This is a genomic window from Sandaracinus amylolyticus, assembly GCF_021631985.1.
Taxonomy (GTDB): domain Bacteria; phylum Myxococcota_A; class Polyangia; order Polyangiales; family Sandaracinaceae; genus Sandaracinus; species Sandaracinus amylolyticus_A.
Genome location: NZ_CP070225.1, coordinates 1,639,833 through 1,654,707, shown reverse-complemented (window position 1 = coordinate 1,654,707; position 14,875 = coordinate 1,639,833). Strand labels below are relative to the sequence as shown.

Genomic DNA, 14,875 nt, shown 5'->3' with positions numbered 1-14,875 from the left:
ATAAGTCTTATCAACTGGGTGACCCTCGAAGCTCCCGAATCGATAAGTCTTATCAACTGGGTGACCCTCGAAGCTCCCGAATCGATAAGTCTTATCAACTGGGTGACCCTCGAAGCTCCGAATCGATAAGTCTTATCAACTGGGTGACCCTCGAAGCTCCCGAATCGATAAGTCTTATCAACTGGGTGACCCTCGAGCCTCCCGAATCGATAAGTCGTATCAACTGGGTGACCCTCGAAGCTGTCGGATCCGTAACCTTCCGGATCTGCCCACCCGCCGAGGTGATCGATCCGCAACCTTGCGGATCCGCGCGAACCTCCGGTCAGTTCGGGAGCGCGCGCGTCCGCTCGGCGCGCTGGCGCACGGCGCGGAGCGTCGTCTTCGGGGCTGCGTCGTGCGGGAGAGACGCGAAGAGCTGCACGTCGCGCGAGCCGAGCGCGCCCTGCACCTCGGGCACTCCGCGCGCGAGATCGTCGAGCAACCGGTCACCCATCCGCTGACGCAAGCGGTCGTGCCACGTCGCAGCGCGGGCGATCGCGGTGACGATCAGCGCGATCACCAGCACCGCCGAGACGATCGGCGCCGCTGCGCCGAACACGCTCGACGCGAGCCCCGCGATCGGCGCGAAGAGCATCGCCGCGAGCACGGTGATCGCGATCGCCTGCACTCGTCGTGCGCGGCGCACGCGGAAGTACACGTCACACGGGTCGCAGTGCGTCGCCTGCACGTCGACCCGCCCTCCCGGCACGCGCACTCGCACCAGGAACGCATTGCACTCCCCGGGCGCGCCGCAGATGTCGCACCGCACCGAGCCGCCGGGCGAATCGAATCCGTCGTGCTCCTGCGCGATCAACACGTCCGCTCACTAGCTCAGCGTCCGCGCGCACGCGATCGGGTGTCCTCGAGATCACGCCTCCGAGCACGATCCGCGGGGACTCGAGATCCGCTCACCGCGAAGCAACCCCACCACGAGCGGCCCGCGCGACGAGACTCAAACGAAACAGCGGTGAGCGCGAGCGCGCGCCAGCGCGCCCTCGAGCGAACGTGCACACCGAAGCCTCACGGTCAGCACCCAGATCGTCCTCGAGATCACGCTCTCGCGAGCGACGAGGGCGCATCACGAGATGCCGAAGTGCTTCAGCTTCTTGTGCAGGCCTTCGCGCGTGATGCCGAGCGTCTTCGCGGTCTGGCTCTTGTTGTTGCCGTGCTCTTTGAGCGCCTCGAGCAGGATCCACTTCTCGACCTGCTCGACCATTTCCTTCAGCGTGCCCTTCGTCGGGTGCACGCGGTCGAGGATGTTCTCGACCTGGCGGATCTTCGGCGAGAGGTGCTCGGGCTGCACGAACGCTTCGTCGTCGACCTGGATGACGAGGCGCTGCACTTCGTTCTCGAGCTCGCGCACGTTGCCCGGCCACTTGTAGGCCTGGAGCATCTCCATCGCCTGCTGCGAGAAGCCGCTGATGCTGCGGCCGAACTCCTGGCAGTACTTGCGGAGGAAGTGCGCCGCGATCAGCGGGATGTCCTCGTGGCGCTCGCGCAGCGGCGGCACGCGGATCGGGAAGACCTTCAGGCGATAGAAGAGGTCCTCGCGGAAGCGGCCCTCCGCGACCTCCTTCTCGAGATCTCGGTTCGTCGCCGCGACGATGCGGGTGTCGACCTTGATCGTCTTCGCCGCGCCGACCGGCCGGATCTCGCCCTCCTGCAGCGCGCGCAGCAGCTTCGCCTGCAGGTTGAGCGGCATCTCGCCGACCTCGTCGAGGAAGAGCGTGCCGCCGTCGGCGAGCTCGAAGAGGCCCTTCTTGTCGTCGGTCGCGCCGGTGAACGAGCCCTTCTTGTGCCCGAAGAGCTCGCTCTCGAGCAGGTTCTCGGGCATCGCCGCGCAGTTCTGCGCGACGAAGAGTCGCTCGCGGCGATCGCTCCAGTAGTGCACCGCGCTCGCGATGAGCTCCTTGCCGGTGCCGGTCTCGCCCTCGATCAGCACGGTGACGCGCGTGTTGACGACCTTGCGCAGCTGCTCGAAGAGGCGGCGCATCGAGCCGGCCTCGCCGATGATCGCGCCCTCGCGCCGGCTCTGCTCGCGCTTCTTGAGGTAGAGGTTCTCCTTGCGCTCTTTCTCTTCGGCGATCTGCAGGCGCTGATAGACGCGCGCGTGGCGGAACGCCTGGCTCGCGCTCTGCGCGAGGAGCGCGAGCACGTCGAGGTCGCGCTCGCGGAAGATGCCGGCCTGATCGCGGTTGTCGACCTGCAGCACGCCGATGATGTCGTCGCCCGCCCAGAGCGGGACGCCGATCGTCGACTGGATCTGCGCGCCCATGATCGACGCGGTCTCACCGACGTCGCGGCGCGCGTCGGCCGCGAGCACCGCGGCGCGCTCGGCGACGACCTTGCGGAACACGCTGCGCGTGATCGGCACCGCATCGCGCCCTGCCCCGCCGCGCACCTTCGTGCCGATCGGGACGTAACGTCCCGCGCCGCGGCGCGTGCCCGGATCGTCCTCTTCGCGGAGCGCGACGGTCACGTGCGTCGCGCGCGGCAGGAACCGGAAGACCTGCTGCGCGACCACGTCGAGCAGCCCGCCGAGCTCGAGCGTCGCGCCGATCTCCTTCTGCGCGACGTAGAGCGTCTTCAGCACCTCGGAGTCGGCGCCGATGTCCTTCTCGACCTCGCCGAGCTCCGCGACCTTGCGCACCGAGACGATGCGCGCGTCGTCGGGCTCTTCGTCGATCGTCACGAGCACCTTCACCGGGCGCTCGTCGTCGCCGAGCAAGAGCACGTCCCCACTCGACAGCGCTGACTCGCGGCCCTCGACCGCCGCGAGATCGAGCCGTTCCTCGCCGCGCAGGATGCGGGTGCCGTTCGTGCTCTGGAGATCGCGCACCACCCAGCGATCGCCCGCGAGCACGAGCTGCGCGTGCTCGCCGGAGACGTGCCAGTCGGGCAGGACGAGCTCGTTCTCCTCGGCGCGACCGATGCGCACCAGGTCGGCGCGCGTCTCGAGCGCGCGCCCCTTGTCCTGACCGTCGACGACCTCGAGGTGGATCACGTGATGACCCCGTCGGGAGCATCACCGCCCCGCGGCCGGCGACGCAAGTAGGCGTCTCGGAGCGGGGCGGCGTGAAGATGTGCCGCTAAGGAGAGCAGGAGGTGCAGGAGAGAGGAGCGGAACGTCCCCTCCTTTCTTCCTGCTCTCCTCAGAGGAACTTCGGTGGGACCGCTTCGACGCGGGACCCCCTCGATAGCATCACCGCGACGTGCGTGCCTGGAGCCGCGCCTGGATGGCGCGCGCCAGCGACTCGGTGTGCGACCAGATCGCGCGGCCCTGCTCCTGCTGCGCGAGCTCGTCGATGCGCGCGATCGCCTCGGGGCTGCCGTTGCTCGCCGCGTAGTCGAGCGCGTAGAGCACCTCGCCGCGCACCTCTTCGTCGGCGTTGCCGAGCTGGCCGACGAGCGCGTTGATCGCCTCGGGGTTCCCGCGGCCGTAGCGCGCGACCATGTACGCCGCCTTGCGCGCGACGAGCGCGTTGCTGTCCGCGAGCTTGCGGATCCAGCACGCGAGCTCCGCGTTGCACTCGGTGGTCGACGCGACGATCGGATCGAAGTCCGCCCACGCGTCGCGGGTGATGCCCTCGGGCTCGGCGCCCTGGAGCTGGCGCAGCGCCGCGATCTCGTCGCCGTTCGCGAGGAACGCGTAGGCGCGGTACGCGAGGATGCGCTGGTCGGGGATCTCGTCCTCGGCGCTGCGCGGGCGACCCGCCTTCTGCAGGAAGAAGGGCAGCAGGCCGGGATCCATGAAGTGCTGCATGCCGACGAGGAGCTGCATCTGGCTCGGCAGCTCGACGCGGTTGTAGGCGGCGAGCAGCGCCTCGCGGATCTTCTGGGTGTCCGCCTCGTCGCGGTTGATCGAGACGAGCGCGATCGAGGCGCCCATCACGCGGCCCGCGTCCTGCGGGCTGAGCTCGCCGGTGCCGCCGACGCGCGTCTCCGCGATCAGCGGGTCGATCGACTCGCGGAAGCCGAGCTGACCGAGCGCGAACGCCGCCTCGTTCGAGACGATCGACTGCTGCGACATCTGCCCGGCGGCCGCGGCGTCGCGCTGGCGCACCGCCGCGATGTACTGCGCCGCGATCTGGTTCGCCTCGGCGTTCTCGCCGCGCAGCGTCGCGAGCAGCGGATCGAGCGCGGGACGTCCGATGCGCACCAGCGCCTGGCCCGCGACGTCGTTCATGCGCATGCCCGGGTTGTTCGGCGCGAAGAGATAGAGCGCCTGGATCAACGAGGGCACCGACTCGGGATCCGCGATGCGGCCCATCTGCTCGGCGGCGAGGCGGTTGATCAGGAAGTCCTGGGTCTCGCTCTGGGTGAGCAGCACGCGCGTGAGCGCGGGCGTCGCGCGGCGATCGCCGATGGTGCCGAGCGCGCGGATGAACTCGATGCGCATCCGGTTGTCGACGCCGCGGTTCTGGCGCACCTGCTCGAGGGCGCGCGAGATCGCCGCGACGACCTCGCCCTTCTGCGCGTCGTCGAGCTCGATCTGCTGCAGCACGCGCGCCGAGCGGATCGCGTGCTCCTCGGTGACCTCGGGGCGCCAGTCGAGCGCCTTGGTCAGCGCGGGCAGCGAGCGCGGATCGCGCATCTCGACGAGCAGATCGAGGATCCGCAGGCCGTTCTGCATGTCCTCGGGGTGCTCGACGTAGGTCGACGTGAGCTGCTGGACCGAAGCGTCGGCCACGGCGCGCGGGCCTGCCGCGCTGCGATCTCCATCGGCGCGCGAGAGCGCGTCGGTGTAGAGGCGATGCAGGTTCGCGATCGCGTTCTCGCGTCGCACCGCATCGGACAGCTCACCCGCTTGACCGGCGGGATCGTTGGCATCGGCGTGACAGCCGATCGCGAGCGCGAGCAGTGTGGCGATCGCGCATGTGCTCAGCGCGAAATGGTGCCTCTTCATGGCGTCCTCCCGGCGTACGAAGGGCGACCGTAGCCAGCGAGAGAACGCAGTGTCAACGCCGTTTCACGTGGATTTCCCGACGATCGGGCGCGCAGCGTGAGTACCCTGCGGGCGAATGCAGTACGCCGTTCACGTCGTCCGCTGTGCGCTTCTCGTCGCTCTCTGCAGCTGCTCGAACGATCCCGACCCCTACGTCGTGCCCGAGGGATGCAACCCGCTCGCGGCGGATTGGGACTGCATGCTGCCCTTCCCGAGCGATCGTTTCCTCGTCGACGATCCCTCGCTGCCGAGCGGCCATCGTGTCGATCTCCCGCTCGCGGCGCGTGTCCCGTTCGGTGACGAGCCGCTCGACGCGTTCGCCGATCGTGCGATCGACGGGTTCAGCCCGTCGACGCCGATCCTCGCGTACTTCCCGGTCGCGCTCGACGCCGAGCCGCTGGTGCGCTGGGACGAGGACGTGACCGCGACGCAGCGCGGAGAAGGTCCGACCGTGATCGTCGACACGACGAACGGCGAGCTCGTGCCGCACTTCGCGGAGCTCGACGCGTCGAGCGGCGATCCGCTGCGCCGCGCGCTCATCCTGCGGCCGCTGGTGCGGCTCGCGCCCGAGACGCGCTACGTGGTCGGGCTTCGCGATCTGATCGACGAGGACGGCGCGCCGGCGCCGACGCCCGAGGGGTTCCGCAGGCTGCGCGACGGCGAGGAGAACGAGGGCGAGCTCGCGCGCTACGAGGCCGAGATCTTCCCGGTGCTCGAGGACGCGGGGCTCGCGCGCGAGACGCTGCAGCTCGCGTGGGACTTCACGACCGCGAGCGAAGAGCGCCTCACCGGCGACATGCTCGCGGCGCGCGCGATCGCGATCGACGCGCTCGAGGCCGCACCGCCGGCGGTGCGCGTGATCCGGGTCGTCGAGGGCGACGCGCTCGCGGAGAACCTGCGCGCGTCGACGGCGCGGCAGATCGAGATCGAGGTCGACGCGCCGCGCATCGTGGCCAGCGCGACCGCGGGCGAGGGATACCTGCTGCGCGACGAGGCGGGCGCGGTGCGCACCGAGGGCACCGTGACGTTCGCGGCGACGGTGATCGTGCCGAAGAGCGTGGCCGAGGCGGGCACCCCGGCGCGCCTGCTCCAGTACGGGCACGGGTTCTTCGGATCGCGCGCCGAGATGACGGGCGGGTACGTCGACGATTTCGCGCAGGAGCACGGCTTCGTCGCGATGGCGGCGGACTGGTGGGGGATGATGTTCGAGGATCGCAACGAGGTCGCGGGCGACCTCGCGGCGGCGCGCCCCCGCGAGCTGCTCGCGTTCATCGAGCGCACCCACCAGGGCATGGTGAACTTCATCGTGCTCGCGGGCGCGGCCGAGGTGATCGCGGCGCTGCCCGAGCTCGCGGCATCGGAGGGCGGCGGCTCGCTGGTCGATCCGAGCGAGGTGTTCTTCTGGGGCAACTCCCAGGGCCACATCCTCGGCGGCGTCTACACCGCGATCAGCCCGCACGTGCGCCACTCGGTGCTCGGGGTCGGCGGCGCGAACTTCTCGATGATCATGTTCCGCAGCCGCGCGTTCGCGGCGCTGCGCGCGCTGCTCGAGCTGAACCTCGCGGGGCCGCTCGAGACCCAGCAGGTCGCGGTGCTGCTCCAGCACTGGCTCGATCGCATCGATCCGCTGAGCTACGCGCGCTTCGTGCAGCGCGAGCCGCTCGAGGGCGCGCCCGCGAAGCAGGTGCTGCTGCACACCGGGCCCGGGGACGAGGCGGTGACCCATCTCGCCGCGGAGCTGCACGCGCGCGAGCTCGGCATCCCGCTGCTGACCCCCTCGCCGTTCACGCCGCCGCTGCTGCAGACGGCGACCGCGCCGGTGCCCTCGGCGCTGGTCGAGCTCGACTGCCGCGAGGCACTGGGGATCGAGATCGTGCCGACCGCGCAGATCCCCGACGAGGAGAACGCGATCCACGAGTCGGTCCGGCGGAACCCGCGGGTGCAGGATCAGGTCGATGCGTTCCTGCGCGCCGATGGCGCGGTGACGCAGACGTGCGACGGGCCCTGCGACCCGGAGTGACGCGTCAGTCAGTGAGGGTCCGGGATGACCAGCGGCTCGTCGCCGACGTCGACGACGATCACGGCGAGCAGCCGCGCCGGCTCGGTGTCGCTGGCGTTGGCGCTCACCCGATGATGGGCGCCGGGGAACCACGTCTCGCCAGGCCGGTAGACGCGGACCGGCTCGTCATCGACCTGGCTCCGGATCTCGCCCGACAGGACATAGGCGTAGATGAACGCCGAGGGGGCGTGATGGTGCGGGAGCGAGCTCGCCCCCGGGGGGTAGTCCACGATGTGGGTGACCAGGCGTTTCCCGGGCAGGTTCGGGATCGGCTCGTCCGCAGCGACGGTCACGGTCTCCCGGGGAGGCACGCCGTGCGTGCTCCCGGCCGTGGGCGTGTTCGAGCGCGCGGTCGCGCAGGCGACCACGCCGGCGAGCGATACGCCCGCGAGCATCGAGAACGTGATCGGTCTCATTCGATGACGCCTTCGGATGGGGCCCGTCGCAACGACGACGACGCGCTCGTGCTGCGATGAATCGGCGCGCCTCTCGAGCCCACATCTCACCGGGCCCGGACTCGTGCGGGTCGGGCGGCGGCCGTCTCGATCACCGGTAGCGCCCGATGAACACGGATCCGCGGGCGAGCTCGGTGAACCGGAGACCGACGACGCTGCCGTTCTCGACGATCCAGTGGAGGTCGTACGAGGCACGGTAGGTCGGCGGCCAGAACGAGCCGAAGCGGCCTTCATCGTCCACGTACCACTGCCCATCCGTGCGGCGTCCGTGCTCGACGTACGTGGTGGCACCCCCGCGCTCGAAGGTCTGAGTGGCACCGTCGTCGTAGACGAAGCTCCCTGCCGTCAGGGCGGTTGCGATGTGCTCCGTCCTCACGGGATCGCCGTCCTCGACGGCGAAGCCTTCGAGCGCCTGGACCATGTGCTCCTCCCGAGGGTTGGCTGACTGCGACCCGCGGTCGGGGGCCGCGTCCTCGCGGTGAGCCCTCGGGTCATCGTCCTCGCGACGAACGCCATATGCGTGCGCGATCCGAGGGCGCAACGACGCACGCCGCCGAGCTCGTGGCACGTCCCGCGCGGCGTCGCGGCAACCCTTCTTCACACCGCGGCGCCGCCTGGGGAACCATGCTCGCGCCATGTCGCTCTACGGAATGTTCGCAGGCAAGGGCCCGAGCGGGTTCGGCTACGGCTCGAGCGCGGAGGACGTGACCGAGGGGATCTCGCTCGCGGGCAAGACCATCCTCGTCACCGGCTGCAACTCCGGGCTCGGCCTGGAGACGATGCGCGTGCTCGCGAAGCGCGGCGCGCACGTGATCGGCACCGCGCGCACCGCGGAGAAGGCGCGCGAGGCCGGCAAGAGCGTGCAGGGCGAGACCTCGGGCTTCGCGTGCGAGCTCTCCGATCCGCGCTCGGTGCGCGCCTGCGTCGACGCGGTGAAGGCGACGGGCCGCAAGCTCGACGCGATCATCGCGAACGCCGGGATCATGGCGCTGCCGAAGCGCGAGGTGGCCCACGGCATCGAGCTGCAGCTGTTCACGAACCACTTCGGGCACTTCATGCTCGTGACCGGCCTGCTCGACGCGCTCGCGGACGACGGGCGCGTCGTGATCGTCTCGTCGGACGCGCATCGCAACGCGCCGAAGGAGACGATCCGGTTCGACGATCTCGGCGCGGAGAAGAGCTACTCGCCGTGGACCGCGTACGGGCAGAGCAAGATCGCGAACATCCTCTTCGCGAAGGAGCTCGCGCGGCGCTTCGCGGCGTCGGGATCGAAGCGCACCGCGAACGCGCTGCACCCCGGTGTGATCCGCACGAACCTGTCGCGGCACATGAACCCCGTCACGGCGCTCGCGCTCGCGGTGGCCGGGCCGATCGCGCTGAAGAGCGTCGGCGAGGGCGCGGCGACGGAGTGCTTCCTCGCGACGCATCCGTCGCTCGCAGGCGTCTCGGGCGAGTACTTCGCGGACTGCAACGTCGCGAAGCCGCGCGCCGACGCGCGTGATCCCGAGATCGCGAAGAAGCTGTGGGCGCGCACCGAGGAGATCGTCGCCGCGCTCCCGAGATGAGCGCACATGATCCACGCGAATCTTCACATTCGGGCTTGAACGATGCGCAGCGCAGCCCGTCCAATGCACGCAGGAGGTTCGAGCATGACCATGTCGAAGCTGCGTGCCGTGATCGTCGCGCTCCTCGGAGCCGCGATGCTCCTGGCGCTGCCCGACGCGGCGAGCGCACAGCGCGGCGGACGCGAGCGTCGCGAGGATCGTCGCGAGCGTCGCGAGGACCGTCGCGAGCGTCGTGAGGATCGACGCGAGGCGCGCGAGGACCGACGCGAGCGTCGTGAGGATCGACGCGATGGGCGCGTCGTGGTCGTGGCGCCGACGCCGCCGCGCGCCTCGGTCGTGGTGACCGCGCCCACGCCGCCGCGGGCGTCGATCGTGGTGGCGCCGCCGCGCGCGCCGCGCATCGTCGTGCGCCAGGCGCCGCCGCGCCCGCGCGTCGTGGTGCGCCCGCCCCCGCCGCGCACCGAGGCGGTGTGGGTCGAGGGCTACTGGCAGTGGAACGGCGCGCAGTACGTGTGGGTCGACGGGCACTGGGACCAGCCGCGCGTCGGCTACGTGTGGGTCGACGCGCGCTGGGAAGTGCAGAACGGGCAGTGGGTCTTCTACGAAGGCCACTGGCAGGCGGTCGCGCGCTGAACGGTGAGAGGGGCCTCGGACACTTCGCGGCGATCAGTCCGCGAAGCAAGCAGCACGGCCGAGGCCCCTCGCCCGCATCACGACGCCGTGGGTGACGGAACCGGCGGCGGTGCGGGCGGCGGCGTCTCGAGGTCGGTCAGGAAGCTGTCCTTCGAGACCCGCAGGTAGTTCGCGGGCGAGTGATCGTCGAACGAGAGCTTCAGGAGTCGATCGGCGAGCCAGCGCGTCGCGGCGAGCTTGAAGGGCAGACGCCGCCGCACGAAGTCGATCCCTGCCGTCGCGAGCGCTGCCGCGAAGAAGCGCGCGACGGGAAATGTCGACGAGTGGTTCGGGCCGATCCAGAGCGCCGACTCGTGTCGCGGCGCGGTCCAGACCCCCGACACGAAGTGCTCGAAGTTGCCCGCGACGTCCGACGTCGGCAGGTACGGCACGACGTCTCCGGCGTACGCGTGGCGGAACACGATCGCGCCGAGCTTCTTCTCGTCCATCCAGCGCGCGAAGCCCGCATCGCCCACCGCGGGCTGGCCGAACGTGTACACACCGCGCAGCGACGCGCGCACGTCGCGGAAGCGCCGGTCGCGATCCTGCTCCGCCTCTTTCACGATCTGCGCGGCCGTGAGCACCGCCATCGCCGCGCCGAGGCTGTGGCCGGCGATGATCAGCTCACCGACGCGCTCGTGCACGAGCATGCTGTACACGCGCTTCCAGACGGCCTCCATGCCGAAGTAGAAGCCGCCGTGCACGCTGCCGACGCGATAGTTGCGGGCGGGGAACGGCACCGTCTCGACGTACGCGTCGGCGAGCACGTCCCCGACGCTCGTGAGCTCGGTGCCGCGGTACACGAGGATGCCGACGCGCTTGCTCGGATCCTCCTCGGTGGTGCGCAGGAAGAACGCGTTGGTGTCGAGGTACATCGGCGCGTTCGTCGCGGGGAACACGGCGCCGGTGATCGGCACCTCGAGCAGATCCTCCATCTGCGCGCGCAGCGTCTCGGGATCGGAGTACGCCCACGCGGAGGCGGTCGCGGCGACGTACGCCGCGGCAGGGCTGTAGGCCCAGCCCTCGTCGGTCCGCGCGAAGCGCAGCACCGGGATGCGACGATCGAGCACCTGCGCGCGATCACGCGCGCTCTCGCCGTGGATCCGGCGGTACTCGGGATCGTCGATGATCGATCTCTGGAACACCAGGCTCCCACTGCCGTTCAGCATGTCGTTTCCCCCCATCGCAGACGCTCGATCCGATCGAGCGCGCGCAGGATGACGACGGGCACGCTCGGGCCGCGCCTCCCGAACACGGGCGAGGGGCACGATGTCCCGCGCCCGACACCTGCGCGAAATGATCACGGCGCTCATGCGACCTCACGCGAGCGATCCGGAGCCGATTGCGGTGCGCGCGAGCGTCCCTCATATCCGCGGCCGTGGAACCGGACCCCGAGGAGCTCGAGCCCACGCCGGGCCTCGCCGTGTTGTCGGGCTTGTCCCGCGCGAACGCGCGGGTGCCCCAGGCCGTCGACGCGGTCCTGACGCGCGCGCGCACCGACCTCGCGGGGCTCCCCGCGTCGGCCGCCGCGATGTTGCTCGCGCGCGCCGCGAAGCGCGCGAAGGCGCCGTTCCTGGTCGTCGTCGCGGACGTCGACGCGGCGCGACGCACCGCCGCGGACCTGACGTTCTTCCTCGGCACCGAGAGCGAGACCGAGGGCGACGCGACCGACGGCGAGGGCGTGAGCGATCGCGGCGGCGCGCGCGTGCTGGTCTATCCGGGGGGCGACGTGACGCCCTTCGCCGACGTCGCGCCCGATCGACGCGCCGCGATGGAGCGGCTCGCTGCGCTCTTCCATCTCGCGCAGGGCCTGCCCTTCGAGTTCGTCGTCGCGCCGATCGCCGCGCTCGCGCGTCGGGTGCCGCCGAAGGCGAGCCTGGTCGAGCGCTCGATGGTGGTGCGCGCGGAGGACGAGCTCGATCGCGAGCGCCTGATCCGCGTGATGACCGAGGGCGGCTACCTGCGCGTCCCGGTGGTCGAGGATCCCGGCACGTTCGCGGTGCGCGGATCGATCATCGACGTGTTCCCGCCGCACTCGCGGCACCCCGCGCGCATCGAGCTCGACGACTGGCTCGTCACCTCGATCAAGCTCTTCGAGCCCGAGGATCAGCGCACCGTCGGGACCATCGACCAGATCTTCGTGCACCCCGCGCGGCAGGAGCTGATGGGGCCCGAGGAGATGGCGCTCGCGCGCACTCGGGTGCGCGATCTCTGCGACGCGATCGACATGCCGACGCGCAACACGCGACAGCTGATCGACGACCTCGAGAGCGGCCGCACGTTCCTCGGGATCGAGGGGTTCCTGCCCGCGTTCTACGAGCGGCTCGAGACCCTCTTCGACTACCTGCCGGCGGGCACGTCGAGCGTGGTGCTCGACCCGACGGCGGTGACGCGCGCGATGCGCGAGGAGATGGAGGCCGCGGACGCGGATCGATCCGCGAAGATCGCGTCGCGCGCGCCGGCGTTCCCGATGGACGCGCTCTACGCCGACGAGAGCGAGCTCGCGTCGCGCGTGACCAGCGGGCGCGTCGCGATCGTGCATCGCGTCGCCGCGCTCGGTACGCCGGAAGAAGGCGAGTCGCCGCTCGCCGCGCTCGAGAGCGTGAAGCGCGCGGACGACGTGCTCGATCTCGGCGCCGAGGATCAGACGCCGCTCACCACCGAGCTCTCGCAGCGACGACAGGGACAAGGGCGCGACGACGCGCTGCGACCGCTCGCGTCACGCGCTCGCGCATGGCTCGACGCGGGCATGCGCGTGCTGATGGCCGCGCGCACTCGGACCCAGGCGGATCGTCTCGCGTCGCTGCTGCGCGGCTACGAGATCCCGATCGCGGGCAAGCCCGCGCCGTTCGCGCCGTCGATGCTCGAGGGGAAGACGCCGCGCGGCGGCTCCGAGGCCAAGGCGGAGATCGTGATCGGCGGCCTCGGTGGCGGCTTCGTGGTCGCGACCGAGGCGCTCACGCTGGTGACCGAAGAAGAGATCTTCGGCACGCGCGCGCATCGCCGTCGCGAGGTCGCGGGAAAGAAGAAGCGGCGCAGCAGCGACGCGTTCGTCGAGGACCTGCGGCAGCTGCAGCCGGGCGACTACGTCGTCCACGTCGATCACGGCGTGGGCAAGTACCTCGGGCTCGAGAAGAAGACGCTCGGGCTCACGAAGGGCGAGGAGCTGCGCGGCGTGTCCGCGACCAGCGTCGAGGTGCTCGTCGTCGAGTACGCGGGCGGCGATCGGCTCTTCCTGCCGGTCACGCGCCTGCACCAGATCCAGAAGTTCGCGGGCGGCGAGGGCGCCACGCCGAAGATGGATCGGCTGGGCGGGCAGACGTTCGCGAAGACGAAAGCGAAGGTCAAGAAGCACGTCCAGGAGATGGCGGACGAGCTGCTCCGTCTCTACGCGCAGCGCGCGGCGACGAAGCGCAACGCGCTCGGGCCTGCCGACCGCACGTACGCAGAGTTCGAGGCGACGTTCCCGTTCGACGAGACCGCCGATCAGATGAAGGCGATCGAGGACGTGCTCTCGGATCTCGAGCGCGGCCATCCGATGGATCGCATCGTCTGCGGCGACGTCGGCTTCGGAAAGACCGAGGTCGCGATCCGCGCGGCGTTCCGCGTGGCGCTGATGGGGCGGCAGGTCGCGGTGCTCTGCCCGACGACCGTGCTCGCGCAGCAGCACTACCAGACGTTCGCGGCGCGCATGCGGCAGTACCCGGTGCGCATCGAGGTGCTCTCGCGCTTCGTCGACAGCAAGGACCAGGCGAAGATCCTCGCGGACATCAAGGAGGGGAAGGTCGACATCGTCGTCGGCACCCATCGCCTCCTCAGCAAGGACATCCACTTCAAGGATCTCGGGCTGCTCGTCGTCGACGAGGAGCAGCGCTTCGGCGTCACGCACAAGGAGCGCATCAAGAAGCTGCGCACCGAGGTCGACGTGCTGACGCTGACCGCGACCCCGATCCCGCGCACGCTGCAGCTCGCGGTCGGTGGGCTCCGGGATCTCTCGCTGATCACGACGCCGCCCGCGGATCGACGCGCGGTGCGCACGTTCGTGACGCGCTGGGACGATCACCTGCTGAAGGAAGCGATCCAGCGCGAGCTCGCGCGCGGCGGTCAGTGCTTCTTCGTCTACAACCGCATCGAGGGCCTCTACGAGCGCGCGCAGAAGCTGCAGCAGCTCGTGCCCGATGCGCGCTTCGCGGTGGCGCACGGACAGATGGGCGAGGCCGCGCTCGAGCAGACGATGACGGACTTCGTCGCAGGGCGTTTCGACATCCTCTGCGCGACGGCGATCATCGAGAGCGGTCTCGACATCCCGCGCGCGAACACGATCCTGATCGATCGCGCCGACACGTTCGGGCTCGCGCAGCTCTACCAGCTGCGAGGGCGCGTCGGTCGATCGCGCGAGCGCGCGTACTGCTACCTCGTGACGCCGCCGCCGAACGCGATGACCGACGAGGCGCGCGCGCGCATCGAGGCGCTCGAGCGCTTCAGCGAGCTCGGGTCGGGCTTCCAGGTCGCGTCGCTCGACATGGAGCTGCGCGGCGCGGGCGACGTGCTCGGCGCGGAGCAGAGCGGCAACCTCGCGGCGGTCGGGTTCGACCTCTTCCTGCACATGCTGGAGGACGCGGTGGCGCAGCTGCGCGGCGAGCCGATCGTCCACGAGGTGGACACCGAGATCACGCTCGACGAGCCGCTCTACCTGCCGGACGACTACGTGAGCGACGTCGGGCTGCGGCTCTCGTTCTACAAGCGATTCGCGAACGCGGAGAGCGAGAGCGAGGTCGCGGATCTGGCGAGCGAGATGGAGGACCGCTTCGGCCCGCCGCCGCCCGCGGCGCTGACGTTCGTGCGCGCGATGGGGCTGCGGACGGTGCTGCGCGGGCTGCGCGTGCTCGGATGCGAGGCGAACCGCGAGCGCGTGACGCTGCACCTGCGCGAGGACACGCCGCTGGATCCGGCGAAGGTGATGGCGAAGGTCGGGCTGCCGCGATCGCCGTGGAGGCTGTCGCCGGACATGAAGCTGACGAAGCGCTTCGGCGTGGAGCTCGCGGGGGATGCGCTCGATCGCGTGGAGCAGGTGCTTCGTGAGGTCGAGGAGCTGAAGAAGGCCTCGTAGGCCGCGCGGGAGTCTCGGAAGACCTCGCCA

General features: G+C 70.3%; 10 protein-coding genes. 4 read left to right on the top strand and 6 right to left on the bottom strand.

What is annotated here, in order from left to right; all coding sequences use genetic code 11:
• Window positions 1-322: 322 nt before the first annotated feature.
• The 3 genes from I5071_RS06810 to I5071_RS06800 all read right to left on the bottom strand — a co-directional run bounded on the left by I5071_RS06810 (window position 323) and on the right by I5071_RS06800 (window position 4,945).
• Entirely contained in the window at window positions 323-856 is a 534-nt protein-coding gene (locus tag I5071_RS06810) for a hypothetical protein (protein ID WP_236604581.1), read from the bottom strand.
• Window positions 857-1,117: 261 nt separating this feature from the next.
• Entirely contained in the window at window positions 1,118-3,043 is a 1,926-nt protein-coding gene (locus tag I5071_RS06805) for a sigma 54-interacting transcriptional regulator (protein WP_236604580.1), read from the bottom strand.
• 198 nt (window positions 3,044-3,241) lie between these two features.
• Window positions 3,242-4,945 (bottom strand): HEAT repeat domain-containing protein, encoded by a 1,704-nt coding sequence (locus I5071_RS06800; protein WP_236604579.1) that lies wholly within the window; start codon window positions 4,943-4,945, stop codon window positions 3,242-3,244.
• Window positions 4,946-5,060: 115 nt separating this feature from the next.
• Here I5071_RS06800 and I5071_RS06795 point away from each other — a divergent pair, with 115 nt between their 5' ends.
• The gene (locus I5071_RS06795; RefSeq protein ID WP_236604578.1) at window positions 5,061-7,004 is read left to right on the top strand and encodes a hypothetical protein; all 1,944 of its coding nucleotides are present in this window, start codon (window positions 5,061-5,063) and stop codon (window positions 7,002-7,004) included.
• 8 nt (window positions 7,005-7,012) lie between these two features.
• Here I5071_RS06795 and I5071_RS06790 read toward each other — a convergent pair whose 3' ends face one another.
• Complete coding sequence (locus tag I5071_RS06790; protein ID WP_236604577.1) at window positions 7,013-7,459, bottom strand: cupin domain-containing protein; 447 nt, start codon at window positions 7,457-7,459, stop codon at window positions 7,013-7,015.
• Window positions 7,460-7,589: 130 nt separating this feature from the next.
• Window positions 7,590-7,919: a hypothetical protein gene (locus I5071_RS06785; protein WP_236604576.1), complete on the bottom strand. Its 330-nt coding sequence runs from the start codon at window positions 7,917-7,919 to the stop codon at window positions 7,590-7,592.
• Window positions 7,920-8,133: 214 nt separating this feature from the next.
• Between I5071_RS06785 and I5071_RS06780 the strand changes: the two genes are divergently transcribed.
• Window positions 8,134-9,063 carry an SDR family oxidoreductase gene (locus tag I5071_RS06780; protein WP_236604575.1) on the top strand — a complete coding sequence of 310 codons (930 nt, stop codon included), beginning with the start codon at window positions 8,134-8,136 and terminating at the stop codon, window positions 9,061-9,063.
• A gap of 84 nt (window positions 9,064-9,147) precedes the next feature.
• On the top strand, window positions 9,148-9,696 hold the full coding sequence (locus I5071_RS06775; RefSeq protein ID WP_236604574.1) for a YXWGXW repeat-containing protein: 549 nt from the start codon (window positions 9,148-9,150) through the stop codon (window positions 9,694-9,696).
• A gap of 77 nt (window positions 9,697-9,773) precedes the next feature.
• On the opposite strand, the gene I5071_RS06770 is transcribed toward I5071_RS06775, so the two are convergent.
• On the bottom strand, window positions 9,774-10,904 hold the full coding sequence (locus I5071_RS06770; protein ID WP_236604573.1) for a lipase family protein: 1,131 nt from the start codon (window positions 10,902-10,904) through the stop codon (window positions 9,774-9,776).
• 209 nt (window positions 10,905-11,113) lie between these two features.
• Between I5071_RS06770 and mfd the strand changes: the two genes are divergently transcribed.
• Entirely contained in the window at window positions 11,114-14,845 is a 3,732-nt protein-coding gene (gene mfd / locus I5071_RS06765) for a transcription-repair coupling factor (protein ID WP_236604572.1), read from the top strand.
• The last annotated feature ends 30 nt before the right edge of the window (window positions 14,846-14,875 follow it).

Coding starts and splice junctions, on each gene's coding strand:
- I5071_RS06775 (WP_236604574.1), top strand. CDS start 9,148: ATGACCATGTCGAAGCTGCGTGCCGTGATCGTCGCGCTCCTCGGAGCC.
- I5071_RS06770 (WP_236604573.1), bottom strand. CDS start 10,904: ATGCTGAACGGCAGTGGGAGCCTGGTGTTCCAGAGATCGATCATCGAC.
- I5071_RS06780 (WP_236604575.1), top strand. CDS start 8,134: ATGTCGCTCTACGGAATGTTCGCAGGCAAGGGCCCGAGCGGGTTCGGC.
- I5071_RS06785 (WP_236604576.1), bottom strand. CDS start 7,919: ATGGTCCAGGCGCTCGAAGGCTTCGCCGTCGAGGACGGCGATCCCGTG.
- I5071_RS06800 (WP_236604579.1), bottom strand. CDS start 4,945: ATGAAGAGGCACCATTTCGCGCTGAGCACATGCGCGATCGCCACACTG.
- I5071_RS06790 (WP_236604577.1), bottom strand. CDS start 7,459: ATGAGACCGATCACGTTCTCGATGCTCGCGGGCGTATCGCTCGCCGGC.
- I5071_RS06795 (WP_236604578.1), top strand. CDS start 5,061: ATGCAGTACGCCGTTCACGTCGTCCGCTGTGCGCTTCTCGTCGCTCTC.